Origin of the sequence: Streptomyces sp. NPDC102406 (genome assembly GCF_044765725.1) — a bacterium.
In the GTDB taxonomy this organism is placed as follows: domain Bacteria; phylum Actinomycetota; class Actinomycetes; order Streptomycetales; family Streptomycetaceae; genus Streptomyces.
On the sequence record NZ_JBIWKP010000005.1, the window covers coordinates 517,890 to 536,814 of the forward strand.

General features: G+C 70.6%; 19 protein-coding genes. 7 read left to right on the forward strand and 12 right to left on the reverse strand.

All coding sequences use genetic code 11. From position 1 onward, the window contains the following. Positions 1–2: 2 nt before the first annotated feature. The 4 genes from ACIRF8_RS23530 to ACIRF8_RS23545 are packed head-to-tail and all read right to left on the reverse strand — an operon-like array spanning position 3 to position 2,566. Complete coding sequence (locus ACIRF8_RS23530; protein WP_404209900.1) at positions 3–668, reverse strand: hypothetical protein; 666 nt, start codon at positions 666–668, stop codon at positions 3–5. Next, positions 665–811 (reverse strand): hypothetical protein, encoded by a 147-nt coding sequence (locus tag ACIRF8_RS23535; protein WP_404217407.1) that lies wholly within the window; start codon positions 809–811, stop codon positions 665–667. Before ACIRF8_RS23535 ends, ACIRF8_RS23530 begins: the two co-directional genes overlap by 4 nt. Before the next feature lie 57 nt (positions 812–868). Then, complete coding sequence (locus tag ACIRF8_RS23540) at positions 869–1,594, reverse strand: TetR/AcrR family transcriptional regulator (RefSeq protein ID WP_404217408.1); 726 nt, start codon at positions 1,592–1,594, stop codon at positions 869–871. Positions 1,595–1,627: 33 nt separating this feature from the next. After that, entirely contained in the window at positions 1,628–2,566 is a 939-nt protein-coding gene (locus ACIRF8_RS23545) for a diiron oxygenase (RefSeq protein WP_404217409.1), read from the reverse strand. Positions 2,567–2,706: 140 nt separating this feature from the next. Here ACIRF8_RS23545 and ACIRF8_RS23550 point away from each other — a divergent pair, with 140 nt between their 5' ends. Further along, a complete protein-coding gene (locus ACIRF8_RS23550) occupies positions 2,707–3,813 on the forward strand; it encodes a ferritin-like domain-containing protein (RefSeq protein WP_404217410.1) in 1,107 nt (368 codons plus the stop codon). Between the two features lie 34 nt (positions 3,814–3,847). Here ACIRF8_RS23550 and ACIRF8_RS23555 read toward each other — a convergent pair whose 3' ends face one another. The 4 genes from ACIRF8_RS23555 to ACIRF8_RS23570 form a co-directional block, all read right to left on the reverse strand. Then, positions 3,848–5,320 carry a penicillin-binding transpeptidase domain-containing protein gene (locus ACIRF8_RS23555; RefSeq protein WP_404217411.1) on the reverse strand — a complete coding sequence of 491 codons (1,473 nt, stop codon included), beginning with the start codon at positions 5,318–5,320 and terminating at the stop codon, positions 3,848–3,850. Then, the gene (locus ACIRF8_RS23560) at positions 5,317–6,693 is read right to left on the reverse strand and encodes an FtsW/RodA/SpoVE family cell cycle protein (RefSeq protein WP_404217412.1); all 1,377 of its coding nucleotides are present in this window, start codon (positions 6,691–6,693) and stop codon (positions 5,317–5,319) included. Before ACIRF8_RS23560 ends, ACIRF8_RS23555 begins: the two co-directional genes overlap by 4 nt. Positions 6,694–6,789: 96 nt before the next feature. Next, positions 6,790–8,049, reverse strand: coding sequence for an ATP-binding protein (locus ACIRF8_RS23565; RefSeq protein ID WP_404217413.1), 1,260 nt, complete (start codon positions 8,047–8,049; stop codon positions 6,790–6,792). Next, positions 8,046–8,768: a hypothetical protein gene (locus ACIRF8_RS23570; RefSeq protein WP_404217414.1), complete on the reverse strand. Its 723-nt coding sequence runs from the start codon at positions 8,766–8,768 to the stop codon at positions 8,046–8,048. Before ACIRF8_RS23570 ends, ACIRF8_RS23565 begins: the two co-directional genes overlap by 4 nt. Positions 8,769–8,978: 210 nt before the next feature. Between ACIRF8_RS23570 and ACIRF8_RS23575 the strand changes: the two genes are divergently transcribed. Further along, entirely contained in the window at positions 8,979–9,782 is an 804-nt protein-coding gene (locus tag ACIRF8_RS23575) for an NERD domain-containing protein (RefSeq protein ID WP_404217415.1), read from the forward strand. An 88-nt stretch (positions 9,783–9,870) separates the two neighbouring features. Here the strand turns inward: ACIRF8_RS23575 and ligD are convergent, their stop codons facing one another. After that, positions 9,871–10,773, reverse strand: a complete 903-nt coding sequence (ligD, locus tag ACIRF8_RS23580) for a non-homologous end-joining DNA ligase (RefSeq protein WP_404217416.1) — start codon at positions 10,771–10,773, stop codon at positions 9,871–9,873. Positions 10,774–10,847: 74 nt separating this feature from the next. On the opposite strand from ligD, the gene ACIRF8_RS23585 reads away from it, so the two are divergent. Next, the gene (locus ACIRF8_RS23585) at positions 10,848–12,062 is read left to right on the forward strand and encodes a Ku protein (protein WP_404217417.1); all 1,215 of its coding nucleotides are present in this window, start codon (positions 10,848–10,850) and stop codon (positions 12,060–12,062) included. 90 nt (positions 12,063–12,152) lie between these two features. On the opposite strand, the gene ACIRF8_RS23590 is transcribed toward ACIRF8_RS23585, so the two are convergent. Both ACIRF8_RS23590 and ACIRF8_RS23595 read right to left on the reverse strand, forming a co-directional pair. Continuing rightward, on the reverse strand, positions 12,153–13,316 hold the full coding sequence (locus tag ACIRF8_RS23590) for an acyltransferase family protein (protein ID WP_404217418.1): 1,164 nt from the start codon (positions 13,314–13,316) through the stop codon (positions 12,153–12,155). Between the two features lie 288 nt (positions 13,317–13,604). Further along, positions 13,605–14,066 carry a MarR family winged helix-turn-helix transcriptional regulator gene (locus tag ACIRF8_RS23595; protein ID WP_404217419.1) on the reverse strand — a complete coding sequence of 154 codons (462 nt, stop codon included), beginning with the start codon at positions 14,064–14,066 and terminating at the stop codon, positions 13,605–13,607. A 303-nt stretch (positions 14,067–14,369) separates the two neighbouring features. On the opposite strand from ACIRF8_RS23595, the gene ACIRF8_RS23600 reads away from it, so the two are divergent. Genes ACIRF8_RS23600 through ACIRF8_RS23615 form a run of 4 tightly spaced genes read left to right on the forward strand, consistent with a single transcriptional unit; the run spans position 14,370 to position 18,215 of the window. Then, positions 14,370–15,263, forward strand: coding sequence for an SDR family oxidoreductase (locus ACIRF8_RS23600; protein ID WP_404217541.1), 894 nt, complete (start codon positions 14,370–14,372; stop codon positions 15,261–15,263). A gap of 17 nt (positions 15,264–15,280) precedes the next feature. Continuing rightward, positions 15,281–16,165, forward strand: a complete 885-nt coding sequence (locus tag ACIRF8_RS23605; RefSeq protein WP_404217542.1) for an amidohydrolase family protein — start codon at positions 15,281–15,283, stop codon at positions 16,163–16,165. 11 nt (positions 16,166–16,176) lie between these two features. Next, the gene (gene menE / locus ACIRF8_RS23610) at positions 16,177–17,760 is read left to right on the forward strand and encodes an o-succinylbenzoate--CoA ligase (protein WP_404217420.1); all 1,584 of its coding nucleotides are present in this window, start codon (positions 16,177–16,179) and stop codon (positions 17,758–17,760) included. Beyond that, entirely contained in the window at positions 17,757–18,215 is a 459-nt protein-coding gene (locus ACIRF8_RS23615) for a MaoC family dehydratase (RefSeq protein WP_404217421.1), read from the forward strand. Before menE ends, ACIRF8_RS23615 begins: the two co-directional genes overlap by 4 nt. Positions 18,216–18,650: 435 nt before the next feature. Here the strand turns inward: ACIRF8_RS23615 and ACIRF8_RS23620 are convergent, their stop codons facing one another. Next, positions 18,651–18,890 (reverse strand): helix-turn-helix domain-containing protein, encoded by a 240-nt coding sequence (locus tag ACIRF8_RS23620; RefSeq protein WP_404217422.1) that lies wholly within the window; start codon positions 18,888–18,890, stop codon positions 18,651–18,653. Positions 18,891–18,925 lie beyond the last annotated feature (35 nt).

The following is an 18,925-nucleotide window of genomic DNA, read 5'->3' on the forward strand; positions in this document are numbered from 1 at the left end:
GGCTATTCACCCCCGCCCTGCTGCTGTTCGGCGGCCTTGGCCCGGGCCTCCGGGGACGGCCCGAACGTACTGTCCAGCCACTGGTCGTACTCGGCGTCGGACATCCCGGCCGCCCCGTGCAGGTTCTCCGGGTTGAGACCCAGCGGGCCCACGGTGTGCGAGGTCATCACATCCCGCCCGGCGTCCTTCCACCCCTGCTCACTGTTGGCCAGCGCCTGGTCGAAGGACTCCTTGCTGTAGTCCGGGCCCGAGAGCACGCCCGAGGTGGCGATGTCGCCCCAGCCCTGCTGGGTGACGTCCTCCTCCGAGGCGTAGGGGTTGCCGATCGCGGAGTTGGTGATGACCTTCAGCGAGCCCTCGACGTACTGCTCGGTCTCGTAGTACGTGCCCGCCGACAGACCGGTCTTGACCGCGAAGGCGTTGCCCTCGTTGACCAGCGAACGTACCCCCCACTCCCAGCGCTCACAGAAGGACTTGAACTCACCCGTCAGGCCCTCGTGGCCCAGCTCCAGACCCGACAGGGCGATGTCACCGAAGCCGCGCCCGGCCCCGGCCTCGCCGACCATGCCGAGTTCCTTCAGCTCCGCCAGCGCCTCGGTCAGTCCCTTGGCGACCAGGCCCAGACCGTCCGCCTGGAGGTCCTTGCCACCGCCTCCACCGCCCGTCATGCCCGCTCCCCCCGCTCGTCGGGGAACGCCTGGACGACCGGTTCGGTGAACTCCCGTTCGTGCGCGGCCACCTCGGAGTCCTCGGCGGACTCCGGTCCTCTTACCTGCGGCGTGTAGTCCGCCGCACCCCCGTGCTCAGACATGCGCCCCATCATCCAAGGGCACACGGCCCGCCGCAACGGGCTCGCGTCACGCCCTTGTCACAGCAGATGCGCCGCGTCGCTCACCACCGGAAGCACCCTTCGTGCCAGTTCTCCCACCGGGCCGTCCCGGGTCTCCAGGGCGAGGGCACGGCGGACGACCCGCGCTGTTTCCGGGTCGCGGGCCGCCGTCGCCGTCAGGACCGCCATGAACTGGTCGACCAGACCGTCGCGCAGATCGTCCAGCGGGGGCTGCTTGCCCTCGTCGAGCCAGATGAGGGAGGCCGCCTCGACCGCGGTGATCCACATGCGGACCGTCATCCGCAGTCGCGGGCCCGGTACCGGCACGGACAGATGGCTGAGGACGTGCTGGGCGGCGGCCCGGCGCACGCCGTCCACGATCGCGGTCGTCCGCGAGGTCTCGACCACGCTGCCGCCCTGGAGCAGCGCCGCGAACCCCATGTCGTGCTGGTCGACGAAGGCCAGGTAGCGGTCGAGCGCGCGGGCGAGCCGGGTGGTCAGCGGGCCCGCGGCAGGCTCGGCGAAGCACTGTTCGAGCACGTCGGCGGCGGACCGCAGCGCGGCCTCGTACAACTGCTGCTTGCCGCCCGGGAAGTAGCGGTAGACCAGGGGGCGGGAGACCCCGGCTGCCTCCGCCACGTCGTCGAGCGAGACGTCCTCGGGGGCCCGGTGCGCGAACAGCGACAGTGCCGCTTCGAGCAACTGCGCGCGCCGCTCCTCGACGCTGAGCCGTCTGTAGGCGGGCGTACCGGTTGCCGACGTCATGGCGCGAGCGTATCCGCCGGCCCGCCCCCTTCGTCAGGCCAGAAGACCCGACGACCTCCACATCCGGCGGCCCGCGCCGCGCAGCACGCCGATGTCGTCCAGGAAGTCCGTGAGTCGCTTCGCGCCGGTCTGCATGATCTCGCGGCGGTGGCCGCTGGCCTTGACCTGGGCCACGGCCTCCCTCTTGTCGAGCCCTACGTTCGTGTAGACCTCGGGATTGATGAACGCCTCGGAGAAGACGCGGGCGAACTCGCCGGACGTGAGCCGCGTGAACTCCTGCGACCAGCGCGGTGCCGTCACCATCTGGCGCCGCAGCTCCTCACGGGCGTAGCGGACGTGACGGGCCTCCTCGACCACGTGGATGCGGGTCACGCCACGGATCAGGGTCTGGACGCGGTCGTCGGGGAAGGTCAGCCGCTGCATCCAGTCGAGGATCTCCTCGCCGAGCAGCGTCGCCGTGAACGAGCCGGGTGTCGTGGAGACGGTCTTGAAGAGGCGGCCCAGGTTGTGGTGGACGCGGGCCACCGGGTAGTGCGGGGTCTCGCCGCGGGTGATGAGCCGCGCGAACATCTTCGAGTGCCGGCACTCGTCCTCGATCTCGGTGAGGGCGTACCGGACGTGCGCGCTCGTCGCCGCCTTGTCGTAGACGTGCCGGACGAGGAGCTGCATCAGGATCAGCTCGAACCAGATGCCGAGCGAGGCGAGCGCCGCCGCCTCGTGGCGGGACAGGTCGATCCGCTGCTCCTCGCTCATCCGCCGCCACAGCGGGGTGTCGTACAGGGAGACCAGCTCCGGCGGCCAGAACCACTTGCCGTCCTCGAACGGCGCGTCCCAGTCCAGCTCCTTGTCCGGGTCGAAGGAGTGCTTGGCGGAGGAGTCGAGCAGCCGCTCGGCCACCTGCTCGCGGTCCTTGAGCAGACCGAGAGCGTCGCGCAGCCCTTCCACCGCGTCGGCTTCCGTCGTGGTCGTCATCGCCGACTCCCCATCCCTGTTCGCGGAGTTACCGCAGTCACCACTGTGCCTCCCCTTATGAGACTGCGCGTCAGCAAGGCCGTCAATCCCTTGTGCGCGACTTGTTGACCCCGCGTCTATCACCGTGTGAGCCTGCCGGTATGTCGACGCATGAGCTGTACACCAGGGCCCCGGACGAGCCCAACTGGTCGGTACCGTCGACCGGTTCGGCTCGCTTCAGTTGGGAGTACGACGACGGGCGCGACCGCCTGCTCGCCCTGTACCAGAAGGGCAAGGACAAGCAGTGGGACGGCGCCAAGCGCATCGACTGGGAGCTGGAGGTCGACCCCTACGACCCCCTCGGCACCCCGGACGAGGCGATGTCCCTGTACGGCACGCCCCACTGGGCGAAGATGACGGAGAAGGACAAGGGCGAGCTGCGCAAGCACTACGCCTCCTGGCAGTTCAGTCAGTTCCTCCACGGGGAACAGGGCGCGATGGTGTGCGCGGCGCGCATCGTCGAGTCCGTGCCCGATCTCGACGCCAAGCTGTACTCGGCGACCCAGACCATGGACGAGGCGCGGCACGCCGAGGTCTACGGCCGCTTCCTCCACGAGAAGATCGGGATGCTCTACCCGATCAACGACAACCTCCAGGCCCTGCTCGGCGACACGCTCCGCGACTCCCGCTGGGACATGCCCTACCTCGGCATGCAGGTCCTCATCGAGGGGCTCGCGCTCGCCGCGTTCGGCATGATCCGCGACACCACGGACAAGCCGCTGCCCAAGCAGATCCTCGCCTACGTGATGCAGGACGAGGCCCGCCATGTCGCCTTCGGGCGGATGGCGCTGCGCGACTACTACAAGCAGCTCACCGACGCCGAACTGCGCGAGCGCGAGGAGTTCGTCATCGAGGGCTGCTACCTGATGCGCGACCGGCTGCGCGGCGTCGAGGTCCTGGAGGACTTCGGCATCCCCAAGGCGCAGGCCGACGAGTACACCGAGCAGTCCGAGTTCCTCGCCCTGTTCCGGCAGTTGCTGTTCTCGCGGATCGTGCCGTGCGTCAAGGACATCGGCCTGTGGGGCCCGCGCCTCCAGCAGGCCTACGTCGACATGGGCGTCTTCGAGATGGGCGACTCCAACCTCGACGCGCTCATGACCGAGGACGAGGAGATCGCCGAGAAGCTGGACGCGGAACGCTTCGCGGCGGAGGAACGCGACCGGGTCGCGGAGGTGCACAGCGCGATCAGCGCGGGCGCGGAGGGCTGAGGGCGTACGGGACCGGGTCGTCGCCAGGTCGGCGTCACCGGTCCGCGGAGTCCAGCACGGCCTTCATCACGGACCGGGCGATCGGCGCCGCGCTGCCGCCGCCGCTGACGTCCGAGCGGTTCGCCGCCGCGTCCTCCACCACGACGGCCACCGCCACCTGCGGCGCGGACGCGGTGTCGGAGCGGGCGTAGGAGAGGAACCAGGCGTACGGGACGCCCTCGTTGCGCACGCCGTTCTGCGCGGTGCCGGTCTTGCCGCCCACCGTCGCCCCGGAGATCCGCGCGTTCGTGCCGGTGCCCCGCTCCACGACGTCGACCATCATCCGCTGCAACTCGGTCGCCGTGTAGGGCGACATGACCTGCTTGTAGGTCCTGCTGCCGGTGGCGGAGACGGTGGCGCCGTCGGCGGACGTCGTCCGCTCCACGAGGTGCGGAGCCATCAGCGTCCCGCCATTGGCGACGGCCGCCGCGACCATCGCCATCTGCAAGGGCGTGGCCGCCGTGTCGTACTGGCCGATGGAGGAGAGCGCCAACTGCGCCTTGTTCATGCCGGTGTCGAAGGTGGACGCGGCGGCGGTCATCGGGATCCTGATGCCGTCGTCGTTGAACCCGAACTTCTCCGCCATCCTGACCATGCCCGCAAGCCCCACCCGCACCCCGAGGTCGGCGAACACCGTGTTGCAGGAGACGCGGAGCGCGTACTCCAGGCTCGCGTTCTCGCAGGCGTCGGAGGAGGACTCGTTCCTCAGCCGGGTGGTCGTGCCGGGCAGCGTGTACGGCGAGGGGGTGTCGGTGCGGGTGCCGGGGCCGTCCACGACCTCCTTCTCCAGCGCGGCAGCGGCCGTGACCACCTTGAACGTCGAACCCGGCGGATACGTCTGCCGGATCGCCCGGTTCAGCATCGGCTGGTCCGGGTCGGCGGTCAGCCGCGACCAGGCGCGGGTCGCGGCCGGTCCTGTGCCCGCGATGGACCGCGGGTCGTACGACGGCGTGGAGACGAGCGCCAGAATCCTTCCGGTCGACGGCTCGATCGCCGCGACCGCGCCCTTCTTGCCGCCGAGCCCGGCGTACGCGGCGCGCTGCGCGGCGGCCACGACGGTGGTCTCGGCCCGGCCACCGGGCTCCTGGGAGCGGGAGATCTCGTTCCAGAAGGGGAGCGGCGCGAGCATCGGGTCGGTGCCGGACAGGACGGCGTCCTCGGCGCTCTCCACGAACGTCGTGCCGTACGTCTGCGAGGCGTATCCGGTGACGGGGGAGTACAGCGGCCCGTTCTTGTACGTGCGCTCGTACCGCAGCGACTCCCCGGTGTCCCGCGATCCGGTGACGGGCTCGCCCTGCACGAGGATGTCGCCGCGCGGCTGACCGAAACGGGCGAGGGCGGTGCGGCGGTTGGCCGCGTTGTCGTCGAGGGAGCCGGCCTGGAACACCTGGACGCGGGCCGCGTTGAGGAGCAGCGCGACCAGCAGCAGCAGGCAGAAGGCCGAGGCGTGGCGGATGTACGTGGTCATGCGGCGGCCTCCGCGGCGCTCACGGCGTTCGACGGCGCCCGTGGCGGCAGCCCGCCGCGGGCCCGGTCGCTGACCCGGACGAGGATCGCGACGATGATCCAGTTGGTGACGAGGGACGAACCGCCCTGCGCGAGGAACGGCATCGCCATGCCGGTCAGCGGGATCAGCCCCATCACACCGCCCGCGATGACGAAGACCTGGAGCGCGACGATCGAGGCGAGCCCGACGGCCAGGAGCCGCCCGAAGGGGTCCCGCAGGGCGAGGCCCGCACGGTAACCGCGCTCCACGAGCAGCGCGTACAGCAGGAAGATCGCGGTCAGTCCCGTGAGGCCCAGTTCCTCGCCCGCCGTCGCCAGGATGAAGTCGGACTTGGCGGCGAAGCCGATGAGGACCGAGTGGCCGAGGCCGAGCCCGGTGCCGAGCACGCCGCCCGCCGCGAACGCGAACAGCGACTGCGCGAGCTGGCTCGCACCGTCCCCCGCTTCGACCGAGGCGAACGGGTGCAGCCAGTCCTCGACCCGGCCGTGCACATGCGGTTCGAAGGACGCCACGACGAACGCGCCGGCCGCGGCGAGCACCAGACCGATCGCGATCCAGCTCCCGCGGCCCGTGGCCACGTACAGCATGACGATGAACAGGCCGAAGAACAGCAGCGAGGTGCCGAGGTCGGTCTCCAGGACCAGGACGCCGACGCTGATCAGCCAGATCGCGAGGATCGGCGCGAACACCCGCATCGTGGGCAGTTGCAGCTTCCACAGCGTCTTGCCGGTGTAGCACAGGGCGTTGCGGTTGGCCGCGAGATAGCTGGCGAAGAAGATCGCGAGCAGGATCTTGGCGAACTCGCCGGGCTGGATGGAAAGACCGCCGACCCTGATCCAGATACGGGCCCCGTTCACCGCCGGGAAGAAGATCGGCAGGATCATCAGGACCAGGGCCGCGACGACACACAGGTACGCGTATCTGTGGAGCACCCGGTGATCGCGCAGGAGGAGGACGAACCCGATGAACAGGCCCACCCCGAGCGTCGACCAGACGAGCTGGGTGGGGGCCGCCTCGTCGCTCGGCGTCGACAGGTCGAGGCGGTAGATGAGGACCAGGCCGAGCCCGTTGAGGAGCACCGCGATCGGCAGCAGCAGCGGGTCCGCGTACGGGGCGCGGACCCGGACGGCGACATGGGCGAGCAGCGCGAGCACCCCGAGCCCCGCGCCGTACCCGGCGGCGCCGGGCGGGACCGAGCCGTCCCTGGCGAGCCCGACCGCGCAGTAGCCGTAGACGCTGAACAGCACGGCCAGGACGATCAGGGCGAGTTCGGTCCCCGGGCGCCGGAAGGCACGCACGGCGGGGACCGAGGAGGGCGCGGTCGGGGCGGTCATGGCGGGAAAGTAGCAAGCGCGCCCGCGATATCCGGTTATGTCGCCACCAGCGGGGCGCGGCGCCGGGCGCCCGGCCCGGTCGGACGACGCGGCGGATCAGCCGGACGCCTCCGGATCGGGCAGCGTCAGCGTGGCGAGGGCGCCGCCGTCCGGCGCGTTCGTGAACCGCAGGCTCGCGCCCAGGATCTCGGCCTGCCCGCGCGCGATCGTCAGGCCGAGCCCATGCCCCTTCGCGCCGCCCTCCGTACGGAACCGCTGCGGCCCGTGCTCCACCAGATAGTCCGGGTAGCCCTCACCGTGGTCCCGCACCGTGATCACCGGGCCGTCCACCGTCAGCTCGACGGGCCCGGCGCCGTGCCGGTGCGCGTTGACCACGAGATTGCCGAGCACACGCTCCAGACGGCGCCGGTCCGTCACCACGCACACGTCCCGGACCACCTGGACCGCCGTCCCGGTGCCCGACGCCCGCACCACCCGCTCCGCCACAGGACCCAGAAAGGTGGCGTCTAGATCCACGCGCTCACTGCGCGCGTCGAGCCGGGAGATCTCCAGCAGGTCCTCGGTGAGCGTGCGGAGCGCGGCGACCCGGTCGCGCACCAGCTCGGTGGGGCGGCCGGGCGGCAGCAACTCCGCCGCGGCGTGCAGCCCGGTCAGCGGCGTACGCAGCTCATGGGCGACGTCGGCGGTGAAACGCTGCTCGGTCAGGATCCGCGCCTGCAACGACGACGCCATGCTGTCGAGGGCACCGGCCACCGCCGCCACCTCGTCCTGGCGCCGCCCCCGGTCCCGGGTCCGCACGTCGTCGACCCGGGCGTCCAGCGCGCCCGCGCTGATCCTGCGGGCCACCCGGGCCGTCGTGTGCAGCCGCCGCGTCACCCGGGTCACCGCGAACGCGCCGACCAGCAGCGTCGCCCCGATGGCCAGCGCCGACGACCCGACGATCGCCCGGTCGAGGCCGTCGATGGTGCGGGCCCCTTGCGCGTAGTCGATCCGCACCGCGAGCGCCTTGCCGCCCGCCGCGGGACCCGCCGCCCACATCGTGGGGCGCGTGTCGTGGCGGCCGACCATCGTGCCGCGCTCCCCGTGCACGGCGAGGGCGCGCAGCGATGCGGGCAGCTCCGGTGGATCGAGGGACGCGCCGGGACCGAGCCGCCCGCCCGCCCGGAACGCCTCGGCCGCCTCGTCGAGCCGGTCCAGCGCCCGGTCCCTGGCCTCACGCACCGTCTGATGGGTGACCGAGACGTGCACGAGAACGCCGAGCAGCGCGGCGAGCGCGCAGCAGATCACCGCGAGGAACGCGACGGCCTTCCAGGTCAGCGACGCCGTCCAGGCCGGAAGGCGCGGCCGGCGCGTCATGAGCCACCCGTCGGTGACGGCGTGGGCGACGGCGCGGCCGAGCGGGAGGCGGGACCGGACGGTGTCTTCGGAACCGGTGTCGTCGGCGGCCCGGTCCGCACGATCTCGTCGCGCGTCGGCAGCATCGCCCGCTGATGCCGGTCGTAGGACCACGACGTCCGGTACTCGTACCCCGACAGGTCGGCGACCGCCCGCACCACCACGCTGCGGTCGGCGAGCTGGACGCTGATGACGGCGTCCTCGTCATCCATGATCTGCGTCAGCCTGCCGTCCGCGTACATGTAGACCCGCACCACGAGCTGCCCTTTCGGCGCGCGCACGGCGACGACCATGTCGTCCTTGCCGTTGCCCGTCAGATCCGCGTAGTAGGGGGTGAGGACCGGGCAGCCGGTCTCCTTCGGACCGGGATCGCCGCAGTCGGCGAGGCCCTTCTCGATGTCCTTGTACGTGTCCGGGTCCGCGGCGGCCTGGGCGCGGACCACCGTCACCGGGTCCACCCGGCGCAGGTCGCCGCCGGGCACCGCGACGCCCTTCACCACCTGGGTCTCGCCCGCCCCGTAGTCGTCGGCGGGCGCGGACGCGGGCGTCAGGGACGGCCACAGGTGGCGCGGCCCCACCGCCGTCGGGGTCGGGCCCGCGGCTTCGAGCCCGCCGCTGTCCCCGCAGCCCGCGAGGAGCAGGGCGGCGGGCACCACGAGGGCCGGAAGCCGCCTCTTCATACACACCTCACCGGTCACGTCCCGCCGATCACATCTGTGCGATCACATTTGCGCGATCACATCTGTGCGATCACATCTGTTCGATCACGCTCTCTCGGTCACACCTTATTGGTGGGGAAGTCCTTCTTTGTCGACCTGACGACTCCGGCGCCCGCCGCCTTCTTGCCCTCGGGCGGGCTTGCTGCTCCCATGGTCAGGGGGTGATGGGGCATGAGCGGACTGCGCGTCATACCGACCTGGCGGCACGGTCAGGAGCGGCTCTACGTCTACGGGGAGGACGGCCGGAACGTCGCCTGGTACGACCGGGACACGAGCCGGGTCAACCTGCTCACCGAGGTGTACCGGGAGGCGGTGCTCGACGCGCTGCGCCCGTTCGTCGTGGGGCACGTCACCGTCGGCCCCCCGCCGGTGCCCACCCCCGCCGAGCTGGCCAGGCTCAGCCTCCACCCCGACGACGACCTCGCGCCGAACCGCCCGGGCGAAGCCCTGCTGATCGCCCTCGACCGCGCTCCGGCGCCCCAGCGCAGGCTGCGCGGCGATCCGCGGCGCCGGGCGCTGGCCGCGCAGCAACTGGTCGGCGGGGCGCTCGACGGGCTCGAAGGGGCGGGCTGGCGGGTCCTGCACTCGGTACCGCTGCCCGGCGGGTCCCACGTGCACCATCTGCTGATCGGGCCGGGCGGCCTGTTCGCGCTGCACGTGCTGCCCGCGCACCGGCAGCGGATACGGGTCGGCGATCCGATGGTCACGGCGGGACGGGGCGAGCCGGAGCCACTGCTCCTGCGGGTCCGGGCCGACGCGTCCCGGGCGTCGTTCGCGCTCACCGCCGAGGTGCGGGCCGGGCTCGTCGTGGTGGAGCCGACCGCGCTCGACGTCCAGGCGCAGCCGCGCGGCGTGACACTGCTGACGGACGCGGAACTGCCCGGCCTCGCCCGCACCGGAGGCCTGCTGAAACCGGCGGACGTGGAGGCCCTGCACGCGATGGCTCGGGACCGTGGCACGTGGGAGCGGGTCTGAGGTCTCACCGTCAGGGCGAGGGCGAGGGCGAGGGCGAGGGCGAGGGCGGGGGCGAGGGCGAGGGCGAGGGCGGGGGCGAGGACTACGGCTACCGATACGGCTGCGGTAGGGGCCCGGCGCGGTCGGGATCGTTCAAAGGGCCGAGCAGATCCCCGTACCGCTGGAGGCGCGGCGCGATGTCGTCGGCCAGGAACACCAGGTCACCGGCGTCCCCCCGGCGCCGACACGCTTCGACCTCGTCCCAGGTGACCGGTGTCGACACGGTCGGCTCGGCGCGGGCGCGCAGCGTGTAGGGGGTGGCTGTCGTCTTCGCGGCGGAGTTCTGGCTGTGGTCGACGAACACCTTGCCGGGGCGCAGGCTGCGCGTCATCCGGTGCACCACCAGGTCCGGCAGGTCCGCCTCGGCCTCCCGCGCGAGCGCCTTCGCGTAGGCGCTGGCCCGTTCGGAGGGGACCGGGGCCAGCGGGATGAGGAGGTGCAGGCCCTTGGAGCCGGAGGTCTTCGCGTACGAGTCGAGGCCGTCGGCCGCCAGGCGTGAGCGCAACCAGAGCGCCACCTCGCAGCACTGGACGACGTCGGCGGGCTCCCCGGGGTCGAGGTCCAGGACGAGCCGGTCGGCCCGCGCGGGCGCGTCGGCCCGCCACTGCGGCGTGTGGAACTCGGTGACCAGGTTCGCCGACCACATGAGCGAGGCGAGGTCCTGCACCAGGATCTGCCGGGTGACGCCCTGGGACCGCGGCACCTCCGCCGTCTTCACCCAGGCGGGCGTCCCCGGCGGCACGTTCTTGGCGAAGAAGCGCTGGCCCCCGGGCCCGTCGGGGAAGCGCAGGAAGGAGACCGGCCGGTCGCGGAGGTGGGCGAGCAGGGCGTCCGCCGTCGTCGCGTAGTAGTGCAGCAGCTCGCCCTTGGTGAAGCCGGTGGCCGGGTAGAGCACCTTCTCCAGATTGCTGAGCGGAAGCCGCCGCCCCTCCACTTCTGTGATGGGCGTCATACCGTAATACTCTGACATTCCGCCTCAAAACGGGGTGTCGACGTGGCGGAACGGCGAGAAACGGGAGGTCCCAGGTGCGCTCGATCTGGAACGGCGCCATCTCCTTCGGCCTGGTCAGCATCCCCATCAAGCTGATCAACGCCACCGAGAACCACGCGGTCTCCTTCCGTCAGGTCCACCTGGAGGACGGCGGGCGCATCCGGTACCGCAAGGTGTGCGAACTGGAGGACAAGGAGGTCGAGCCCGCCGAGATCGGCAAGGGGTACGAGGACGCCGACGGGTCGGTCATTCCCATCACCGAGGACGACCTCGCGGCACTGCCCGCCCACACGGCCAAGACGATCGAGATCGTCGCGTTCGTCCCGGCGGACCGCATCGACCCGCTCCAGATGGACACCGCGTACTACCTCTCGGCCAACGGCGTCCACGCGGCCAAGCCCTACACGTTGCTGCGCGAGGCGCTGCGGCAGAGCCGGAAGGTGGCCATCGCCAAGTTCGCGCTGCGCGGCCGGGAACGGCTCGGGATGCTGCGCGTCGTCGACGACGTCATCGCGCTGCACGGGCTGCTGTGGCCGGACGAGATCCGCTCCCCGCAGGAGGTCGCGCCCGATGCCCATGTCACGGTGCGGGACGCAGAACTCGACCTGGCGGACGCCCTGATGGACACGCTCGGCGAGGTCGACATGGACTCGCTGCACGACGACTACCGGGCCGCGGTGGAGGAACTGGTCGCGGCGAAGTCCTCCGGCGAGCCGACGCCGTCCCCGGCGCCGGACCCCGGGGACGGCAAGGTCATCGACCTGATGGCCGCGCTGGAGAAGAGCGTGCGGGCGGCGAAGGCGGCGCAGGAGGGCGGCGCCGCGCAGGAGGACATGGCCGAGGTGACCCAGCTCGCGGGCCGGTCCCGGAAGAAGGCGGCACCGCCGAAGAAGACGACTTCGGCGAAGAAGCCGGCGCCCGCGAAGAAGACGGCATCGTCGTCGTCCGCGAAGACGTCGTCCGCGAAGACGTCGTCCGCGAAGTCCTCGTCCGGCGAGTCCACCACCAGGAAGTCCACGGCGACGAAGACCGCAGCGGGCAAGAAGACCGCGGCCGGTAGGAAGTCCACGGCGACGAAGACCGGGACAGGCAGGACGTCCACGGCACGTAAGACGTCCACGGCGGGCGGAAAGACCACGGCGGGCGGAAAGACCACGGCGGGCGGAAAGGCCACAACCGGCCGGAGTTCCACAACCGGCAGGAAGTCCACCGCCAAAAAGACGTCACCCCGGAAGAGGGCGTCGGCCTGACGAGGCACGAGGCACGAGGCACGAGGCACGAGTTACGAGGCACGAGACACGCGCCCCGCCTCGACCGACCGCCGCCCTCTCCGCGCGGCCCTACCGCCGCTTGGCCACTGAGACCGGGTCCCGCCTGAACGCCCACTCCATCTTCGGCTCCATCACGAACCGGAACGCCCGTTGAACCGGCGGCGTACACAGCGCGGTGATCACGGACGCGGCGATCAACGTCACCGCGATCTCACCGAGTGGCGTGTGCACCCAGTGCGCGTCGTACCAGTCCCAGAACCGGGAGCCCTTGGCCAGGAACCCGTGCAGCAGATAGCCGTACAGCGTGCCCGCGCCCAGCGCGGTGACCCAGAGCCTGCGCCCCGGCACCCACGCGAGGAAACAGGCGACCAGCAGCACCGAGCAGCCGAACATCGCCAGTGTCATCACGACACCGCTCCAGCCGGGCGCCGCCAACTCCTGGGCGCTGTCACGCCGGTAGAACCAGGCGGCGTTCATCCGGGGCGCCGCCCAGTACGCGAACAGCAGCGCGGCGGCGAAGACCGGCACCGCCAGAATGCGCGCCTCGCGCCGCCGCACCAGGCGGAAGTGCTCCGGCTTGAGGCACAGACCGAGCACGAAGAAGGGAAGGAACTGGAGGACGCGCTGGAGATCGAGGTCGTCACCGATGTCGGGGGAGACCGACGCGAGCACCGCGATGCCGAGCGCCACCGGCAGCGGATGACGGACGACCTTCCACAGCGGCGTGCTCAGCCGCCACACGAACAGCGCGATCAGGAACCACGTCAGGTACCACGGGTCGAGCAGGCTGAACGGGTAGCCGGGGTCGCCCCCGGCCGTCCGCTTGAACAGGGTGTACGCCGCCTCGAAGACCACGTACGGCACGGCCACGCCCGTGACCAGCCGCTTCAGCCGCCCCGGGCTCGCGTCGAAGCTGCGCGAGAAGTAGCCGGAGATCACGATGAACGCCGGCATGTGGAACGCGTACACGGTCATGTACAGGGCGGACGCGGCGCGGCTGTCCCCGCGCAAGGGCTCCCAGGCGTGCCCCATCGCGACGAGCACGATCGCCAGGTACTTGGCGTTGTCGAAGAACGCGTCGCGCGCCTTGCCCGGCTTGGGCGCGGCGCCCGCGACGGTCGCGCCCGGGGTGCGTCGGGGAGTCGCGGCCACGGCTGGAGGCGCGGGTGGGATGTCAGCGCGCTGCGGGGGCAGGGGGGCCCGCGAGGCGGTCAGGCGTACCGGTTCGCTCACGATCCCTCCCGCGTGGAACCCCGGCTCCGGAACTCACGTCTTGCCAGGTTTACGGGATTCAAGTGGCTGCGGGACATCCCACGCACCGTAGTCACCCACTGAGGCAGGCGTAAACCTGTGCTGGTCATGGGTGGCGGCCGTCACACTCCGACGGGCGCCCGAGTCGGACATCGACGGCGAAGTCGGGCGCGCAGGGCGCGTAAGCAGCGCAAGACGCACCGGCCGCGTAAGCCCCGTAGCTCGTAGCCCGATGGCCGACAGCAGAACCGGCCGGGGCCCCGGCGGAGATCAGGTGAGCCCCGCCTCCGCGACGCGCAGCAAGAGCCCGTGCAACGTCTCGCGCTCGTCCGCAGCGAGCGGTTCGAGGAGTTCGGCGGTGACGCGCAGGCCCGCCTCGTCCGTGTCCCGCAGGAACCCGCGCCCGTCCTCGGTGAGGACGACGATGCGGCTGCGGCGGTCGTCGGGCGCGGGCCGCCGCTCGGCGAGGCCGGCCTTCTCCAGATCGTCGACGAGCCCGACGATCGCGCTCGGGTCGTAGCCGAGCCGCGTGCTCAGCTCCCGTTGCAGCGCGCCCTCCGTGGTGGCGAGGAGCCGCAGCAGGGCGTAGTGGCGCAGGCGCAGGCCCGACGCCTGGAGCGAGGCGTTGAACAACTGCCCCGAACGCAGCCCGAGCCGGTACAGCAGATAGCCCGTGTCGGCGTGCAGCCCGCGCATCCAAGGCTCGTGCGCGTCGATCGGGCTGGGGTTCATCGCGGTCTCCTCGGGTGGTGGCGTGACGTGCCACGGCAGCGGTGGCGTGGCCCAGTCTGACGCACATCCCGGGCGGCAACAACTATTGACGTCACCAATTATTGCTCCTACCTTCCTTCTCGCCGGGCCGTTCGCCCCCGTGATCCCGGAACCGGCCAGCCGACCCGAAGGGACTTACTCGTGTCCGTCGACCCCAACGACGCAGTCGCAGCAGGCAACCTCGTCGCCGCGGCAGGCAGCCCTGTCGCCGCAGAAGGCAGCTCCGTCGCCGCAGAAGGCGACCCCGTCGATCTCTCAGGCAAGGTGGCCGTCGTCACCGGCAGTGGCCGCGGTCTCGGTCTCGCCTACGCCCACGCCCTGGCCGCCCACGGCGCGTCGGTCGTCGTCAACGACGTGGACGAAGCCGTGGCAGAGGCGGCCGTCAAGTCCATCACCGAGGCGGGCGGCAACGCGGTCGCCGAGGTGGTCCCGGTCGGCACGGCCGAGGCCGCCGACCGCCTGGTGGCCCGCGCGGTCGCCGCGTTCGGACGGCTCGACGTCCTGGTCACCAACGCGGGCATCCTCCGCGACAAGGTGCTCTGGAAGATGACCGACGACGACTTCGACGCGGTCCTCACCACCCACCTCAAAGGCACCTTCACCTGCGCCCGCGCCGCCGCCGTCCGCATGCGCGAACAGGGCGAGGGCGGCACCCTCGTCCTGGTCGGCTCCCCGGCGGGCCAGCGCGGCAACTTCGGCCAGACCAACTACGCCGCCGCGAAGGCCGGCATCGCCGCCATGGCCCGTACGTGGTCGATGGAGCTGGCCCGCGCGCGGATCACCGTCAACGCGATCGTGCCGGTCGCCGCGACCGCGATGACCGAGACGATCCCGGCGTTCGCCCCGTACATCGAGGCCATGCGCAACGGCGCCCCGCTCCCCGCCTTCCTCCGCAAGGGCGAGGGCTTCGGCACCCCGGAGGACTGCGCTGCCCTCGTTCCCTTCCTCGCCTCCGACGCGGCCCGCGGCGTGACCGGCCAGGCCATCGGCATCGGCGGCGACCGGGTCACCCTCTGGTCACACCCACAGGAGATCAAGTCGGCCTACATGGACGGCGGTTGGACCCCGGACGCGCTCGCCGCGGCCTGGCCCACGTCGATCGGCGCCGAACCCGAGACGGTCGGCATCCCGGCCCCCCGCGTCCCGGAGGCGTCATGACCCCGGGCGCCCCCGCCATGCCTCTCGACGCCCTGGTCGCCATCGACGTACACACGCACGCGGAAGTGTCGTCCAAGGGCGAGTCGAAGGGCCGCGCCTCCCTCGACGACGAGCTGCACGACGCGTCCTCCGCGTACTTCAAGGTCGAGGGCGAGCGGAAGCCGACGCTGGAGGAGACGGCCGCGTACTACCGCGAACGGCACATGGCGGCCGTGATCTTCACCGTCGACGCCGAGTCCGCGACGGGCACCGCGCCCGTCCCCAACGAGGAGGTCGCCGAGGCCGCCGCCGCCAACCCGGACGTGCTGATCCCGTTCGCGTCCATCGACCCGTTCCGCGGCAGGGCGGGCATCCGCCAGGCCCGCCGCCTGGTCGAGGAGTACGGGGTCAGAGGCTTCAAGTTCCACCCCTCCATCCAGGGCTTCTTCCCCAACGACCGCCTGGCGTACGGCCTGTACGACGTGATCGAGGAGACGGGCGCGATCGCCCTCTTCCACACGGGCCAGACGGGCATCGGCGCGGGCGTCCCCGGCGGCGGGGGCATCCGCCTGAAGTACTCCAACCCCCTGCACGTGGACGACGTGGCGGCCGACTTTCCCCACCTCAAGATCATCCTTGCGCACCCGTCCTTCCCCTGGCAGGACGAGGCGCTGGCGGTGGCGACACACAAACCGGGCGTCCACATCGACCTCTCCGGCTGGTCACCGAAGTACTTCCCGCCCCAACTCGTCCAGTACGCCAACACGTTGCTCAAGGACAAGGTCCTCTTCGGCTCCGACTACCCGGTCCTCACCCCGGACCGCTGGCTCGCCGACTTCGCGAAGCTGCCGATCAAGGACGAAGTCCGCCCGAAGATCCTCAAGGAGAACGCGGCCCGCCTCCTCGGCCTCACCCAACCCTGAAAGGGTGCCGGATGCGCAACGAGGGACTGGGGTCATGGCCCGCCCGCCGGGCCCGCAAGACCCCGCACCGCACAGCCCTGATCCACAACGGCACGACCACCACGTACGCGGCCCTGCACGAACGCACCACCCGCCTCGCCCACGCCCTGCGCGCCCGGGGCGTGCGCCGCGGCGACCGCATCGCGTACCTGGGCGCCAACCACCCCTCCTACCTGGAGGTCCTGTTCGCCGCGGGCATCCTCGGCGCGGTCTTCGTTCCCCTCAACACCCGACTGACCGGCCCCGAGATCGCCTACCAACTGACCGACTCGGGAGCACAGACCCTCTTCCACGCGCCGACCCACACCGACCTGCTCCCGACCCTCCGCCGACACACGGACGTCCACCTCTACGTCCAAGTGGGCACCCAAGTGCTCACCCAAGAGGGCACCCAAGTGAGTACCTCCTACGACGAGTTGCTGTCGACCGTTCCCCCAGGCGCGGGCCCTCTGGACGAACGCGTCACGGGCGACGACACCTGCATCATCATGTACACCTCGGGCACGACGGGCCGCCCCAAGGGCGCCATGCTCACCCACGCCAACATCACCTGGAACGCGCTGAACGTCCTCGTCGACATCGACCTGGCCGCCGACGAACGCGCGCTGGTCAGCGCCCCCCTGTTCCATACGGCCGGCCTGAACATGCTCGCCCTGCCGGTCCTCCTCAAGGGCGGCACCTGCGTCCTGGTCGAATCCTTCGACCCCGCGCAGACCCTCGACCTCGTCGCCCGGCACGGCATCACCTTCATGTTCGGGGTGCCGACGATGTACGACCTGGTGGCGAGGGAACCCGCCTTCCCCACCGCCGACCTGACCTCACTACGCACCCTGACCTGCGGCGGCGCCCCCGTACCGACCTCACTCATCGCGACGTACCAGGAACGCGGCCTCTCGTTCCAGCAGGGCTACGGCATGACGGAGGCGGCACCCGGCGTCCTCTTCCTGGACGCCGAGCACGCGGTGGACAAGGCCGGTTCGGCGGGGGTACCGCACTTCTTCAGCGACGTCCGCGTCGTCCGCCCCGACCTCACGCCCGCAGCCGAGGGCGAGACGGGCGAGGTCCTGGTCAAGGGCCCCCACGTCATGCCGGGCTACTGGGGCCTGCCGGAGGCGACGGCAGCGGCCTTCACCGACGGCTGGCTCCGCACGGGCGACGCGGCGAGAACGGACGCCGACGGCTACATCCACATAGTCGACCGCATCAAAGACATGATCATCTCCGGCGGCGAGAACATCTACCCCGCCGAAGTAGAGGACGCCCTCCTCACCCACCCCGACATCGCGGAGTGCGCGGTCATCGGCGTACCGGACGACACATGGGGCGAGGTGGGCCGAGCGTTCCTCGTACCGCACGAGGGCAGAACCCCCGACCCGGCCGAAGTCCTCACGTTCCTCAAGACGCGCCTGGCCACATACAAGATCCCGAAGTCAGCGGCGCTGGTCCCGGACCTCCCTCGCACGGCATCAGGAAAACTCCGCAAATCAGCACTGCGCATTGCAGAAACCACCCAAGACACCACTGACGACACCCCTCCGGAGGCTGCCCTCTCATGACCCTCACAGTGAACGGCTTGCAGGAACTGAAGAAGCTGGCAGGAACTTCCCTGGGGACGAGCCCCTGGCTGGACATCACCCAGACCCGCATCAACACCTTCGCCGACGCGACGGACGACCACCAGTGGATCCACGTGGACCCGGAACGCGCCGCGGAGGGCCCCTTCGGCACCCCGATAGCCCACGGCTACCTGACCCTCTCCCTCTTCATCCCCCTCTTCACCGACCTCCTGGACGTCCAGGGAGTCACCACGAAGGTCAACTACGGCCTGAACAAGGTCCGCTTCCCGTCCCCGGTCCCGGCAGGCTCCCGAATCCGCCTGACGGCAACACTGGCCGAGGTGGAGGAGGTGGCGGGCGGAGGAGTCCAGATAACGGTGGACGGCACGATAGAACTGGAGAACTCCCCGAAGCCGGCGGCGGTATTGCAGAGCGTGTCGCGCTTTTACGCGTGAACGAACCCGAAACGACGAAGGGCTGGACCCGGTGAGCCGGGGGCCGGCCTTCGTCTGTGTGACAGTCCACCTGGCCAGCGCCGCGCCCCGACAACAGTGGCCCTCCTGCGACGCCCCTTGGCGTGGAAGTGTTGTCCGGTAAAGACCAACGTTCGTGTTCCCACATGGCCGGCAAGAAAGAAAGTGATCGCGCTTGCACGGAAAGGCAAGATAGGTGGAGATCTTTTGTCGTACTCCATTGGTCCGCCTGCGTGCACCCTTTACTGCCGACCTTGGGCGTCGCGTGACGACTGCACAGCGATGCTCGTTACTGTGGTGTGCTGCACGACGATGTATAGTGCCCCGGTCGCGCAAAGTACGGGTGGTACTGGCTACCGTGATGAACGCGCAAACGTCCCAGCGAGGTCAGAGGCCAAGGGGCAAACCCGCAGAGCATCAAACACCTTGGAGCAGTACTGACGTTGTTACCTCGAGGGATCGGGCTAAGGCGACGATGTTGTCGAGACCAACGTTGCGCTGTCCGCGCTCGAGGCTTGAGACGTACGTGCGATGGAGGCCCGCAGTGTGAGCAAGCTCCTCCTGGGACATCCCAGCTTGTTCCCGCAATGAGCGAACCCGCGCACCAAATGCCAGTCTGTGGGTGGACGCGTCCTGTTTATTACTGTACGTAGTCATTGCGGCTAAGACACTAGATCAATCAATGCGACAGG

What these genes read in the sequence shown, in the direction of transcription:
- ACIRF8_RS23565 (WP_404217413.1), bottom strand. Translation starts at nt 8,049, where the DNA reads ATGACGCGCCGGCCGCGCCTTCCGGCCTGGACGGCGTCGCTGACCTGG.
- ACIRF8_RS23615 (WP_404217421.1), top strand. Translation starts at nt 17,757, where the DNA reads ATGACCCTCACAGTGAACGGCTTGCAGGAACTGAAGAAGCTGGCAGGA.
- ACIRF8_RS23595 (WP_404217419.1), bottom strand. Translation starts at nt 14,066, where the DNA reads ATGAACCCCAGCCCGATCGACGCGCACGAGCCTTGGATGCGCGGGCTG.
- ACIRF8_RS23570 (WP_404217414.1), bottom strand. Translation starts at nt 8,768, where the DNA reads ATGAAGAGGCGGCTTCCGGCCCTCGTGGTGCCCGCCGCCCTGCTCCTC.
- ACIRF8_RS23550 (WP_404217410.1), top strand. Translation starts at nt 2,707, where the DNA reads ATGTCGACGCATGAGCTGTACACCAGGGCCCCGGACGAGCCCAACTGG.
- ACIRF8_RS23605 (WP_404217542.1), top strand. Translation starts at nt 15,281, where the DNA reads ATGCCTCTCGACGCCCTGGTCGCCATCGACGTACACACGCACGCGGAA.
- ACIRF8_RS23535 (WP_404217407.1), bottom strand. Translation starts at nt 811, where the DNA reads ATGTCTGAGCACGGGGGTGCGGCGGACTACACGCCGCAGGTAAGAGGA.
- ACIRF8_RS23540 (WP_404217408.1), bottom strand. Translation starts at nt 1,594, where the DNA reads ATGACGTCGGCAACCGGTACGCCCGCCTACAGACGGCTCAGCGTCGAG.
- ligD (WP_404217416.1), bottom strand. Translation starts at nt 10,773, where the DNA reads ATGACGCCCATCACAGAAGTGGAGGGGCGGCGGCTTCCGCTCAGCAAT.
- ACIRF8_RS23545 (WP_404217409.1), bottom strand. Translation starts at nt 2,566, where the DNA reads ATGACGACCACGACGGAAGCCGACGCGGTGGAAGGGCTGCGCGACGCT.
- ACIRF8_RS23620 (WP_404217422.1), bottom strand. Translation starts at nt 18,890, where the DNA reads ATGACTACGTACAGTAATAAACAGGACGCGTCCACCCACAGACTGGCA.
- ACIRF8_RS23555 (WP_404217411.1), bottom strand. Translation starts at nt 5,320, where the DNA reads ATGACCACGTACATCCGCCACGCCTCGGCCTTCTGCCTGCTGCTGCTG.
- menE (WP_404217420.1), top strand. Translation starts at nt 16,177, where the DNA reads ATGCGCAACGAGGGACTGGGGTCATGGCCCGCCCGCCGGGCCCGCAAG.
- ACIRF8_RS23560 (WP_404217412.1), bottom strand. Translation starts at nt 6,693, where the DNA reads ATGACCGCCCCGACCGCGCCCTCCTCGGTCCCCGCCGTGCGTGCCTTC.
- ACIRF8_RS23575 (WP_404217415.1), top strand. Translation starts at nt 8,979, where the DNA reads ATGAGCGGACTGCGCGTCATACCGACCTGGCGGCACGGTCAGGAGCGG.
- ACIRF8_RS23530 (WP_404209900.1), bottom strand. Translation starts at nt 668, where the DNA reads ATGACGGGCGGTGGAGGCGGTGGCAAGGACCTCCAGGCGGACGGTCTG.